General features: G+C 66.9%; 10 protein-coding genes. 4 read left to right on the forward strand and 6 right to left on the reverse strand.

From position 1 onward, the window contains the following. Positions 1-30 precede the first annotated feature (30 nt). The 3 genes from CAL12_RS06275 to CAL12_RS06285 form a co-directional block, all read right to left on the reverse strand. A complete protein-coding gene (locus CAL12_RS06275; RefSeq protein ID WP_198298391.1) occupies positions 31-732 on the reverse strand; it encodes a DUF6776 family protein in 702 nt (233 codons plus the stop codon). A 211-nt stretch (positions 733-943) separates the two neighbouring features. Then, complete coding sequence (gene murU, locus CAL12_RS06280) at positions 944-1,648, reverse strand: N-acetylmuramate alpha-1-phosphate uridylyltransferase MurU (RefSeq protein ID WP_086063708.1); 705 nt, start codon at positions 1,646-1,648, stop codon at positions 944-946. Next, positions 1,648-2,688 carry an aminoglycoside phosphotransferase family protein gene (locus tag CAL12_RS06285; RefSeq protein WP_198298392.1) on the reverse strand — a complete coding sequence of 347 codons (1,041 nt, stop codon included), beginning with the start codon at positions 2,686-2,688 and terminating at the stop codon, positions 1,648-1,650. Before CAL12_RS06285 ends, murU begins: the two co-directional genes overlap by 1 nt. Positions 2,689-2,883: 195 nt before the next feature. On the opposite strand from CAL12_RS06285, the gene CAL12_RS06290 reads away from it, so the two are divergent. From CAL12_RS06290 to rsmA, 3 genes are read left to right on the forward strand one after another with little or no spacing between them, the layout of a single operon-like run. Continuing rightward, positions 2,884-5,337, forward strand: coding sequence for an LPS-assembly protein LptD (locus tag CAL12_RS06290; protein ID WP_420042756.1), 2,454 nt, complete (start codon positions 2,884-2,886; stop codon positions 5,335-5,337). Continuing rightward, positions 5,334-6,968 (forward strand): peptidylprolyl isomerase, encoded by a 1,635-nt coding sequence (locus tag CAL12_RS06295; protein ID WP_232464721.1) that lies wholly within the window; start codon positions 5,334-5,336, stop codon positions 6,966-6,968. Before CAL12_RS06290 ends, CAL12_RS06295 begins: the two co-directional genes overlap by 4 nt. 16 nt (positions 6,969-6,984) lie before the next feature. Beyond that, entirely contained in the window at positions 6,985-7,803 is an 819-nt protein-coding gene (gene rsmA / locus CAL12_RS06300) for a 16S rRNA (adenine(1518)-N(6)/adenine(1519)-N(6))-dimethyltransferase RsmA (RefSeq protein ID WP_086063709.1), read from the forward strand. Between the two features lie 87 nt (positions 7,804-7,890). On the opposite strand, the gene CAL12_RS06305 is transcribed toward rsmA, so the two are convergent. Next, the gene (locus CAL12_RS06305; protein WP_086063710.1) at positions 7,891-9,036 is read right to left on the reverse strand and encodes a glycerate kinase; all 1,146 of its coding nucleotides are present in this window, start codon (positions 9,034-9,036) and stop codon (positions 7,891-7,893) included. Between the two features lie 160 nt (positions 9,037-9,196). Between CAL12_RS06305 and pyk the strand changes: the two genes are divergently transcribed. Continuing rightward, a complete protein-coding gene (pyk, locus tag CAL12_RS06310; protein ID WP_086063711.1) occupies positions 9,197-10,639 on the forward strand; it encodes a pyruvate kinase in 1,443 nt (480 codons plus the stop codon). 10 nt (positions 10,640-10,649) lie between these two features. Here the strand turns inward: pyk and CAL12_RS06315 are convergent, their stop codons facing one another. Next, positions 10,650-11,879, reverse strand: a complete 1,230-nt coding sequence (locus CAL12_RS06315; protein WP_086063712.1) for a nucleoside recognition domain-containing protein — start codon at positions 11,877-11,879, stop codon at positions 10,650-10,652. Between the two features lie 16 nt (positions 11,880-11,895). Beyond that, positions 11,896-12,429, reverse strand: coding sequence for a peptide deformylase (gene def / locus CAL12_RS06320; protein ID WP_086063713.1), 534 nt, complete (start codon positions 12,427-12,429; stop codon positions 11,896-11,898). Between the last annotated feature and the right edge of the window lie 43 nt (positions 12,430-12,472).

Genomic DNA, 12,472 nt, shown 5'->3' on the forward strand with positions numbered 1-12,472 from the left:
CGCACGCCGGCGGCCATGCGCGCGATCGCGTCAACTGCGCACGTAGAAGATCCGCATGGCCTGCTGCTTCTGGGCGGAGTCCAGCACCTTGATGGTGACGCCGCGGGCGATGAAGCCTTCCGGCAACTGCAGGGTGCCGCTCAGGTTGTCGAAGCGATCCACATCGACGGGCAGCGCATCGGGCGTGACCGTGCCGCTGCGGCCGTTCGGATAACGGCCTTCGATCGCGAAGACCAGGGTTCCCTTGAACGGGACGCCGCTGTTGTCCTTGTCCCGCATGACCAGCACCTGGTAATTCAACTGGCCGGGCTGGCGCGAGAGCGTGGCGGATCGGATACCGATGGGGCCGCCGCGGGGATCGGGCGGTACGGCGTCCTGGAACAGCGTCAGGTCCTTGTTGAGGCCCTGGATCTGCTGGCGTGCCTGCGACAGATCCGCGGTCAACTTGTCGTGCGTGGCGCGGGCGGCGTCACGTTGCTGGGTCAGTTCTTCGACCAGTCCTTGCAGCCGCTGGCGATCGATGTTGGCGGCGCTCAGTTCGCCGTGCAGCTGTTCCGACTGTTCGACCGTCAGCCGCTGCGGTCCATAATTGGTCTGCAGGAACAATACCCCGCCCGCACCCAGCACGACGCCGGCGAGCAGCAGGACCAGCCAGCGCGGCATGCGCCGCGACCGTTTGCCGGGTTGATAAACCGAAGGTTTGAAAACCGCGCGCTGCGAGCGTCCGAACATCCCCATCCATCCAAACAGAAACCACTCCGCGCCTGCTCGCAGCGCCATCACGACGGCGTTGAAAGAGCGCGGAAGCAAGTATGCGTTGCCACGCGATCGGCCCGCCGTAAGGCGGGCCGATCGCTGAAAGCGTGAAAGGATAACCCGGCCAGCCATGGCTTAGCCATTTCGACAAGCATGGTTGCCTACCTTGATATTGTGAAATATCCGGTCAGGAAGCCGCGTCCGGGGCCTTGTTGCGCAGCTCGGTGTCGAGCGCGGCCAGGCGTTCGGGCGTTCCGACGTCGACCCAGCGCCCCTCATGGCGCTGTCCGCGCACGGCATGCCGGGCGATGGCCTGTCCCAGCAAGGGGCCCAGCCGGGCCGCCGTGCCCGGCGCGATGCCGCCGAACAGCGATGGGTGGTAAATGCCGATGCCTGAGAAGGTCAACCGTTCGCCCACGTCCGGGTCCAGGACGCCGGCGGTTCCCGCATGAAAATCGCCCAGCGGGTGATGGTCCGGGTTGTCGACCAACAGCAGCCACGCCTGGCCGCGGGCGCCGTCGAGTTCCTCCGCCAGGGCGGGAGCGGCCGCGGGATCCCAGTCGCACCAGACATCGCCGTTGACGACCAGGAAGGGGGCGTCGCCCAGCATCGGCAGCGCCAGGGCGATGCCGCCCGCGGTTTCCAGCGCCGTGCCTTCGCGGGAGTAGCGCAACCGGGCGCCATAGGCGCTGCCGTCGCCCAGGGCCGCTTCGAGCCGGTCGCCGAGCCAGGCGTGATTGATGACGATGTCGCGCATGCCGGCCGCCACCAGCCGTTCGATATGCCAGGCAATCAGCGGCTTGCCGCCGGCCCGCAGCAGGGGCTTGGGCGTGGTGTCGGTGAGCGGACGCATGCGCTCGCCGCGCCCTGCGGCCAGGATCATGGCGCGCATCAGAACGTGTATCCCACCGTGGGTTGGCTGTCGTCCAGCCTGTCCAGCAGGCGCAGCAGGGGGGCGAACGCGCCGTAGCGGCTCGCCACCTGGCGGACGTAGGTATTGACGCGTGGAATGTGCGCCAGGTAGCCCGGCTTGCCGTCACGGTGATGCAGGCGCGCGAATACGCCCAGGATGCGCAGGTTGCGTTGCAGGCCCATCCACTCGTAGGCGCGGTGGAAATCAGCGAAATCCGCCGCGACGGGCAGTCCCGCGGCGCGCGCCATTTCCCAATAGCGGATTGCCCAGTCCAGTTGCTGGGCCTCTTCCCAGGTCGTGCGTGCATCCGTCACCAGCGACGCCAGGTCGTAGGTGATGGGGCCCGCCAGGGCGTCCTGGAAATCGATGATGCCGGGGTTGGGGCCGTGGCGCGATTCCTGGCAGGCCATCAGGTTGGGCGAATGGAAGTCGCGATGGACCAGGACGGTCGGCTGGCTGCCGTTGGCCGTGGAAAGCAGATGGAAGACGCCTTGCAGGGCCTCCCGGGCGTCGGCATCCAGGGCCAGGCCGTGATGGCGCGCCACGTACCACTCGGGGAACAGCTCCAGTTCGGCCATCAGCCTGGCGCTGTCGTACGCGGCCAGGCCGCTGACCGACGCCTGCTGCATGCGCACCAGCGCAGCCAGGGCTTGCCGGTACAGGGTCTGCAGGGTGGCGTCGTCCAGGCCGTCCTGGATGCGCTGGTAATAGGTATGCGGGCCCAGGTCCGACAGGAGCAGGAATCCGCGCGGCTGGTCTTCGGCCAGGATAGCCGGCACGTTCAGCCCGGCGTCGCGAAGCAGCCCCGCCACGTGCAGGAAGGGCCGGGTGTCTTCATGCGGCGGCGGCGCGTCCATGACGATGACGGAGCCGGCGCCGGCATCCAGGCGGAAATACCGGCGGAAGCTGGCATCGCTGGAGGCCGGGCGCAGGGTGTCGGTTTGCAGGCCCAGGGAGGCGGGCAGGCCGCGCAGCCATAGGCGCAGCGCTTCCAGGCGGGAATCGGCGGTGGGAGACAAGGAAAGCGACCTGTGTGGAAATAAGGGCGTTCGAGGGGCGTGTAAGGCCGGCCGTACGGAATAACGCGCATGCCGGGCAATCGCTGGCTGCGCTGACGCCGAGCTTATCTATAATACCGGCTCTTCGCGGGTTACACCGGGCGGGCGACCATCGCCGTTCCGGCCGCATTGCCCTTTTTTCAGGTTCCCTCGTACGTGCGCATCGTCCGGTCGTTGATCCTATTCCTTGCTGGCGCGGTCTCTGTCGCCCAGGCCCAAGTCGCAACGGATACGTCAGCGGATTCCAAGTCGTCGACGACGCAGTCCGTTTCCAAAACCGCCAGCCAGGACGTCGAGGTCCTGGGCCTGCGTTCGTCGCCGGGCTTGCGGGTGCATCGCCTGAACGGCGACCAGGCGCCCGCCTACCTGGAAGCCGACACCATGGACGGCGATCCCGATTCCAACCTCACGCTGACGGGCAGCGCCCAGGTGCGCCGCATCGATTCCGTGCTCAAGGGCGACACGATCACCTACCGCCGTGCGTCGGGCCAGGTCGACTCGCAGGGCAGCGCGCGGCTGATGCGCGACGGCACGGTCGTGACCGGCCCGGCCCTGCAATACAACGTCGACACCGACAGCGGCCAGCTGACCGCGCCGGATTTCTGGCTGGGCGCTTCCGGCGGCTTCGCCCAGGCGCAGCATGCCGATATCTTCAGCCGTTCGACGATGCGGCTGCAGAACACCACCTATGCCGGCTGCGCCTGCGACAACCCGTCCTGGTACATCAAGGCCGATTCCGCGGACCTGGATTTCGACGAAAACGAAGGCGTGGCGCGCAATGGGGTGCTGTACTTCAAGGACGTGCCCATCCTGGCGTCGCCGTACATGACCTTTCCTGTCAAGAAGGAGCGGAAGTCGGGTCTCCTGGTTCCGACGTATGGCTCGACCAGCCGCAGCGGCTTCGAGGTCATGACCCCGTACTACTTCAATCTGGCGCCGAATTACGACGCCACGTTGTACCCGAGGCTGCTGTCCAAGCGCGGATTGCAGCTCGGTGGGGACTTCCGGTATCTGGGATCGTCATACAGCGGGATCATGCAGGGTACCTATCTGCCCGACGACGCGCAGACGGGTGAGAAGCGATGGATGTACAGCAGCAAGCATTGGCAGACCTTCGGCAACGGCTTCTATGGGATGTGGAATCTCAATGGCGTGTCGGATAACGACTATTACCGCGACTTTTCCACGATCGGGTTGAATGAGGCGTCCACCACCTACCTGCCGCGCCAGGGCATGGTGGGCTGGAGCAACCAGTACTGGCAGACCTACGTCCAGGTCTATAAATATCAAACGCTGCAGGATGAGGATTCCCTGATCCTGCCCCCGTACGACAAGGTTCCGGAGCTATCCCTGCGTGGACAGCGCTACAACTTCTACGGCTTCGACGCCAATTTCAACAGCACCGCGACGCGCTTCGAGCGTAGCCTGGTGGGACCGGCGGAAAACATCGCGGGCGCCATCAATGGCCACTATGGACCGAACGGCGACCGCCTGCAGGCGTATCCGTCGCTGGCTTTTCCTATCGTGCGTCCTGGCTGGTATGTCACCCCCAAGGTCGGCTACAACTTCACGCAGTACCAAAGCACCAACTGGTACGGCGGTGACTGGAACTACCTGGGCACGACCAACTATCCGAGCAGCCAGTCGCGTGGCCTGCCCATTTTCTCCGTCGACAGCGGGATGACCTTCGAACGCGATACGACGCTGTTCGGCAAGGACTCCATCCAGACGCTGGAGCCCCGCCTTTACTACCTGCGCGTTCCGTATCGCGATCAGTCGAAACTGCCCGTTTACGACACCGCCCTGGCGGATTTCAGCTTTGCCCAGGCCTTCGAGGAAAACATCTATACCGGCGGTTGGGACCGGATCGCCAACGCGAACCAGCTGACGGCGGCGCTGACGACCCGCTGGCTGGACGCCAACTCCGGCTTCGAGCGCCTGTCCGCGTCGATCGGACAGCAGCTCTACTTCCAGGACCAGCGCGTCACGCTGCCGAATGAAACGCCGCGCACGAACGTCCGTTCCAATTTCCTGGCGGAAACGACCGCCGCGCTGACGGACACGTTGACCACGACCCTCAGCGCCCAGTACGACCCTTACAATAGCCGCTTCCAGCAGGGCCTGGTGTCGGCCCGCTGGGCGCCGCAGCGCTTGACGTCGGTTTCCGTTTCCTATCGCTACCAGCGCGATCCGCCGACGATCAGCACGGGTGCGCAGCAGTCCTATGTGCAAGGCCAGAACCAGGTCAGCCTGGCGTTCCAGTGGCCCTTCACCCAGCGCATATTCGGGGTGGGCCGCATCGACTATTCCCTGCATACCGGGCCGATCACCGATTCCAACGGGTTGCAGACCCAGGATTCGCGGCGCGTGACGCAGGCTATCCTCGGCCTGGAGTACAAAGGCGATTGCTGCTGGACAGGCCGCGCGGTATTCCAACGCTATGCCGTGGCGACCGACGAGAACAATACGGCCTTCTTCCTCCAGCTGGAGCTGACCGGACTGGGCGCGTTGGGAACCGATCCCCTGAAGCTCCTGCGGCGCAGCATCCCGGGTTACGAGCCGGTCAATCCGCCCCCGGCGTCCGGAACGACTTTCGAAAGGTATGAATGATGCGTAGTGTGTTTTTGCCGGCCAGCCTGGCGCGCGACATCGTGGTAACGATCGCGTGCGCCGCGCTGCCGCTCTCGGCTGTCGCGCAGTCGCAATCGCAGTCGCAGGGGCGTCCATCCGCGCAGTCGCATAAGCCGGCCGCCAAGCCCGCCGCCAAGCCGGCGGCGCCCGCGCCGGCTCCGCAGCCCGCGGCGGCGCCGCAGACGGACCAGTTCGCCGATGGCATCGCCGCCGTGGTGAACAAGGACATCATCACGCTGCGCGAGGTCAATGAAGGCGTAAAAGCCGCCACGCAGGAATTGACGCGCCAGAACATCCAGTTGCCGGATACCAAGGTCCTCCAGCGCCAGGTGTTGCAACGCCTGATCATGGAAGACCTGCAGCGCCAGGAAGCCAAGCGCTTGAATATCCGCGTCGACGACGCGCAGGTGGACCAGGCCATCGGCACGGTCGCCGCGCGCAACAAGATGTCCACTGACCAGCTGCGCCAGGCCATCGAAAAGCAGGGTCTGACGTGGCAAGCCTATCGCAAGAACATCAGTAACGAAGTGCTGGCCGACCGCCTGCGCCAGCGTACCGTCGACAGTACGCTGGTGGTGTCGGACGCCGAGGTCGATGCCTTCCTGAAGGAACAGGAGCGCCGCCAGGGCCGCGCGGGCAGCACGCCCGCCGCTCCCGGACCGGCCGTCGCGGCGGCGCCGCAGGCCCAGGCGCCGGCAGGGCCGGAAATCGTGGCCTTGGCCCAGATCCTGGTGCGCGTACCGGAAAGCGCTACGCGCGACGCCGTCGCCACCTTGCGCAAGAAAGCCGAAGACATCCTGGCGCGCCTGAAAGGCGGCGCGGATTTTGCCAGCGTTGCCGCCGCCGCCTCGGACGGCCCGGAAGCCCTGCAGGGTGGCGTGATGGGCGAGCGTCCGCTGGAAGGCTGGCCCGACCTGTTCGTCAATGCGATCGCAAATCTCCGCAAGGGCGACGTGTCCGGCATCGTCCAGAGCGGCAATGGCTTCCACATCCTGAAGGTCCTGGACCGCCGCAGCGCGGGCGCGCCCGCCCCGGCGCGCAATCCGGCGCAGACGCCGGCCACGCCGCCGGCCGCGCCGCCCAATCCCAGCTCGGACGGTGCCGTGCCGCTGCCGCAAGGCCCCGTGCAAGTCACCCAGACACATGCGCGGCACATCCTGATCAAGACCTCCGCCGTCATGTCGGATGACGAAGCCCGCCAACGTCTGGAGCTGCTGCGCCAGCGCATCCTCGAAGGCCACGAAGATTTCGGCGTGCTCGCGCGGCAGAACTCGCAGGACGCCACGGCGCCGCAGGGCGGCGATCTCGGCTGGCTGAACCCGGGCGAAACCGTGCCGGAATTCGAACAGGCCATGAATGCCCTGCAACCCGGCCAGGTCAGCGAGCCCGTCCATAGCCGCTTCGGCTGGCACCTGATCCAGGTGTTGGAGCGTCGCGAGAAGGACGTCAAGGATGAGGTCCAGCGCTTGCAGGCCAGCCGCGTGCTGTTCGAGCGGCGTTCCGAACTGGCGTTCGACGACTATCTGGAGCAACTGCGCGACCAGGCGTATATCGACAATCGCCTGGAAAAGCAGGATCGCGAGAATAGCCAGGACAGCGGTACGCGGTAACCCGGTAGTCAGAGCCATGGCCCAGCATCAGGCGCGCAAGCGCTTCGGACAGCATTTCCTGGTCGACGAAGGCGTCGTGGACGCCATCGTCCGCGCCATCGGGCCCGCGCAGGATGACCGCATGGTGGAAATCGGCCCGGGCTTGTCTGCGCTGACCCGGCCTCTGCTGGAACGCGTGCGGCAGTTGAATGTGGTGGAGATCGACCGCGACCTGGCGGAACGCCTGCGGCGCGACCACCCGGCCGACCGGCTGGTGGTGGTGGAAGCCGACGCGCTGACCGTCGACTTCTCGCAATTCGGCGCTGGCCTGCGCATCGTCGGCAACCTGCCCTACAACATCTCCAGCCCCATCCTGTTCCATCTGATGACGGTCAGCGATACGGTGCGGGATCAGCACTTCATGCTGCAGCGGGAAGTCATCGATCGCATGGCGGCGCAGCCGTCGTCGTCGGATTACGGTCGGCTCTCGGTGATGCTGCAGTCCCGCTATCGCATCGACAAGCTGTTCGATGTCCCGCCGGAAGCCTTCGACCCGCCGCCGCGTGTGGTGTCGGCCGTGGTGCGCATGGTGCCGCTGCCGGCGGACCGTAGCCGGCCGCGCAGCGAAGCCGCGCTGGAGCAGGTGGTTGCGCGGGCATTCGCGCAGCGGCGCAAGATGCTGCGGCGCGCCCTGGGCGACTGGGCGGCGCACGTGCCATGGGAAGCCCTGGGCATCGCGCCCACGGCGCGCGCGGAAGAAGTGCCGGTGGCCAGGTTCATTGCCCTGGCCGATGCGCTGTTCGATGCCGGCCTGGTCGGGCCGGAGCGGCCGCATAGCGCGGAGCTCGATGCCTGAGGTGCCGGCAGTCCCGGCCGCCGCCTGAGCCGTCGCAAGACGACGGCAGACCCATACGCATCGTCGTGACCGGCCCGGACTGCTGGTTCAGGCCTGTCGTATCCTTGCGCCGGCCAGGAACAGGCGCGTCGCATCGCGAGCGCGATCGGACAACAGTTGCGCGGCCTGCGCGCAAGCCTGGGCCAGGGTCATCGGCCCGGCCGCCAGGCTGTACGCCGCCGTGATCCCGGCGCCATACAGTTTTTCATAGCCTTCGCCCAGGGAACCCGCCAACGCCACCACAGGCACGCCGGCCTGGCTGGCGATACGGGCGACGCCCGCCGGGGTCTTTCCATGCAGCGTTTGTTCGTCCATGCGGCCTTCGCCCGTGAAGGCCAAGGCCGCGCCCTGCATGGCTTGCGCCAGTTTGCCCAATTCCGCGACCACCTCGACGCCGGGCCGGAAAGCGGCGTTCAGGAAGGCATGCGCCGCAAAGCCCAGTCCGCCCGCCGCGCCGGCGCCTGCGCGTTCGCGTTCGTCCCGCCCCAGGGTGCGCGCGCTAAGGTCCGCGAAGTGCGCGAGCGCCGCATCCAGTTGCCGCACATGGTCGGGTGTCGCGCCTTTCTGCGGCCCGAACACCGCGGACGCGCCATGCGGGCCGCACAAGGGATTGTCGACGTCGGACGCCACTTCGACGCGTACCGTCGCCAGGCGCGGGTCCAGCGTGCCGGTGTCGATGCGCGCGGCCTGGGCCAGCCCGGCGCCGCCGTCGGGAACGGGATGGCCGTGCGCGTCGAGTATGCGCAGGCCCAAGGCGCAGAGCATGCCGGCGCCGGCGTCGTTCGTCGCCGATCCACCCAACCCCAGGATGATGCGGCGCGCCCCGGCATCCAGTGCCGCGCGCATCAGCTCTCCAACGCCGCGGCTGGTCGCGCGCAAGGGATCGCGCCGTTCCGGCGGCACTTGCTCCAGGCCCGCGGCGGCCGCCATTTCGATGACCGCGGTGTCGTCGTCCAGCCAGCCCCAGGCCGCCGTTGCGCGGCCGCCGAGCGCATCCGTCACTTCCGTCGATCGCCATTGGCCGCCGGTGGCTGCCAGCACCGCCGCCACTGTCCCTTCCCCACCATCGGCCATCGGAATCTCGACGATGTCCGCGTGCGGGCAGGCGGCACGCACGCCACGCGCGATGGCGGCGGCGGCGTCGGGGGCGGACAGGCTTTCCTTGAAAGAGTCGGGCGCGATGACGATTTTCACAGGCGGTCTCGTTGTTGGTTGTGTGCCGTGGGCTGCGGAGCAGGGCGGCTGCCCTGCCGGAAGAGGCGCCCATGATAACGCCCTGCCGGCGCCTGTATGACCATTGCAGTCTGGCAGGCGTACCATAGGACGCTTGCTCAACTTCCAGAGGAAATACGTCATGGCAGTGCTGCGTCGCACCAAAATCGTCGCCACCCTGGGTCCCGCGACGTCGTCGCCGGAGCGGATCGAAGCGCTCGTGCGCGCCGGCATGGACGTAGCCCGCTTGAATTTCTCGCATGGCGACACCGAGGACCATCGGCAGCGCGCGCAACTGGTGCGTGAGGCCGCTGCCAGGCAGGGCCGTTTCGTGGCGTTGATGGGCGACCTGCAAGGTCCGAAGATCCGTATCGCGCGTTTTGCCGATGGCAAGGTGACGCTGAAGGTCGGCTCCACGTTCACCTTGTCCAACAGCTATCCCTATGACGAGGGCAACGCGGAAATTGTCGGCATCGATTATCCGGAACTGGTGCAGGACTGCCGCCCGGGCGACGAGCTGCTGCTGGATGACGGCCGCGTGGTGCTGCGCGTGGAAAGCATAGACCGCGATTCGGTGCAGACCACCGTCATGGTCGGTGGCGTACTGTCGAACAACAAGGGCATCAATCGCCGCGGCGGCGGCCTGTCGGCGCCCAGCCTGACCGACAAGGACCGCGCGGACATCAAGGTGGCGGCGGAGTTGCAGCTGGACTACGTGGCGGTTTCCTTTCCCCGCCACGGTTCCGACATCGACGAGGCGCGCGAACTGGTACGCGCGGCCGGTAGCGACGCATGGATCATCGCCAAGATCGAACGGGCGGAAGCCGTGGTCGACGATGAGGCCCTGGATGCCCTGATCCGCGCCAGCGACGGCGTCATGGTGGCGCGCGGGGACCTGGGTGTCGAAGTCGGCGACGCCGAACTGGCCGGCATCCAGAAGCGCATCATCCAGCACGCCCGCACGCTGAACAAGGTCGTCATCACCGCCACGCAGATGATGGAATCGATGATCACCAATCCCTTGCCCACGCGCGCGGAAGTTTCGGATGTGGCCAACGCGGTGCTCGATTACACCGATGCCGTGATGCTGTCCGCCGAAAGCGCGTCAGGCCAGTATCCGGTCGAAGCGGTCGAGGCCATGGCGCGCGTCTGCCTGGGCGCGGAAAAGCATCCCACGTCCACGCATTCGCATCATCGCCTGGGCGAGACGTTTTCCCGCTGCGACGAGACCATCGCGCTGGCGGCCATGTACGCGGCCAACCACTTCCCCGTCGTCAAGGCGGTGATCGCCATGACGGAAAGCGGGCATACGCCGTTGATCATGTCGCGCATCCGCTCAGGGGTGCCCATCTACTGCTACAGCCCGCACCCCGTGACGCAGCATCGGGCCGCGCTTTTTCGTGGCGTGTACACCGTTCCCTTCGACCCGTCGTCCTATGATCCCGCGGAGTTGAGCAATGCCGCGATCAACGAGCTGAAGCAGCGCGGCCGCGTCGAAGCGGGCGATTGGGTGATCCTGACGAAAGGCGATTCCTACCGCGACAGCGGCGGCACCAATGGCATGAAGCTGCTGCCGGTGGAGTAGGCGTGGCCGCTCAGCCGAAAAACCAGTAGCACACGCCGATGGAGGCCAGCACCCCCGCCAGGTCGGCCAGCAGCGCGCAGCCCACGGCGTGGCGCGCGCGGCGTATGCCGACCGCGCCGAAATACACCGCCAGCACGTAGAAGGTGGTTTCCGTGCTGCCCTGCACGGTGGCGGCAAGCAGCGCCGGGAAGCTGTCCACGCCAAAATGGGACATGGTGTCCAGCATCATGGCGCGCGCGGCACTGCCCGAAAACGGCTTGACCAGCGCCGTGGGCAAGGCGTCGACGAAGCGCGTGTCCCAGCCCGCCGCATGCGCCAGCCAGCGCATGCCGTCCAGCACCGCGTCCAGCGCCCCCGAGGCCCGCAACACGCCGACCGCGCACAGCATTGCCACCAGGTAGGGCAGCAGATCGCGCGCAATGTCGAAGCCCTGGCGCGCGCCTTCGATGAAGGACTCGTACACCGGGATTTTTTTCCACGCGCCCACCAGCAGGAAGGCAAGGATGATGCCGAACAGCGTGAGGTTGCCGAGCAGCGAGGACAGCGCCGCGATCGCGCCGGACGAAAGCGTGGCCAGTAGCGCGGCAAGGCCGCCCAGGATCACGGCGACCGCTGCCAGCCATGCGAGCACGACCGGGTCGTGCAGGCGCAGGCGCTGGCATGCGGCGACCGTCAGCAGCCCCACCAGGCTGGACGCGCAGGTCGCCAGCAAGATCGGCAGAAAGACCAGCGTGGGGTCGGTGGCGCCTTGCTGTGCCCGATACATGAAGATCGTGACCGGCAGCAGCGTCAGCGACGAGGCATTCAGCACCAGGAAAAGTATCTGGGCATTGGTTGCCGTCTCCGGCTGCTGATTCAGCGTCTGCAGTTCGCGCATGGCGCGCAGCCCGATCGGCGTGGCCGCGTTGTCCAGCCCGAGCGCGTTGGCGGCGAAGTTCAGCGTGATCAGGCCGATGGCGGGATGGTTGCGCGGCACTTCCGGCATGAGCCGGCCGAACAGCGGACCGAGCAGGCGGGCCAGGGCGCCGACCAGGCCCGCCTGCTCGGCGATGCGCAGGAACCCCAGCCACAAGGTCAAGGTGCCGAACAGCAGCACCATGACCTCCACCGACAGGCGCGCCATGTCGAACAGCGCGCCCACCATGGACGCGAAGACGCCGGCATCGCCACCGACCAGCCAACGCAGCGCGCCGGCGACGCCGGCGGCGACGAAGAATGCCAGCCAGAGCCTATTCAGCATGACCCGGCATCGCGGTTCAATCGTCGCTCTTGGGATCCAGTCCCGGGAAGAGCACGTCGGTGTAGCCCAGCTTCGTCAGGTCCGTCATGCGTGTGGGGTACAGGCGGCCGATCAGGTGATCGCATTCATGTTGCACGACGCGCGCATGGAAACCGTGCGCCTCGCGTTCGATCATGTTGCCGGCGGGATCGTAGCCGGTGTAGCGGATGTGCGTATGGCGCGGCACCAGTCCGCGCAGCCCCGGCACCGACAGGCAGCCTTCCCAGCCTTCCTCGCGGTCGTCCGACAGCGGGGTGATGATGGGATTGCACAGCACCGTCTGCGGGACGGGCTCCGCGCCGGGATAGCGTTCGCTGCGTTCGAAGCCGAAGATCACGAGTTGCAGGTCCACGCCTATCTGCGGCGCCGCCAGGCCGACGCCGTGCGCGTGCCGCATGGTTTCGAACATGTCCTGGACGAGGGCGTGCAGCTCGGGCGTGTCGAAGTCGCGGATGGGGGCCGCCACGCGCAGCAGGCGGGGGTCACCCATTTTGAGGATTTCGTGGATCATGGCGTCGATGTCGCGGTGAAGGATGCTCCGCGGAGCATTCTAG

Origin of the sequence: Bordetella genomosp. 8, assembly GCF_002119685.1 — a bacterium.
Taxonomy (GTDB): domain Bacteria; phylum Pseudomonadota; class Gammaproteobacteria; order Burkholderiales; family Burkholderiaceae_B; genus Bordetella_C.

Coding starts and splice junctions, on each gene's coding strand:
- def (WP_086063713.1), bottom strand. CDS start 12,429: ATGATCCACGAAATCCTCAAAATGGGTGACCCCCGCCTGCTGCGCGTG.
- pyk (WP_086063711.1), top strand. CDS start 9,197: ATGGCAGTGCTGCGTCGCACCAAAATCGTCGCCACCCTGGGTCCCGCG.
- CAL12_RS06315 (WP_086063712.1), bottom strand. CDS start 11,879: ATGCTGAATAGGCTCTGGCTGGCATTCTTCGTCGCCGCCGGCGTCGCC.
- rsmA (WP_086063709.1), top strand. CDS start 6,985: ATGGCCCAGCATCAGGCGCGCAAGCGCTTCGGACAGCATTTCCTGGTC.
- CAL12_RS06295 (WP_232464721.1), top strand. CDS start 5,334: ATGATGCGTAGTGTGTTTTTGCCGGCCAGCCTGGCGCGCGACATCGTG.
- murU (WP_086063708.1), bottom strand. CDS start 1,648: ATGCGCGCCATGATCCTGGCCGCAGGGCGCGGCGAGCGCATGCGTCCG.
- CAL12_RS06275 (WP_198298391.1), bottom strand. CDS start 732: ATGTTCGGACGCTCGCAGCGCGCGGTTTTCAAACCTTCGGTTTATCAA.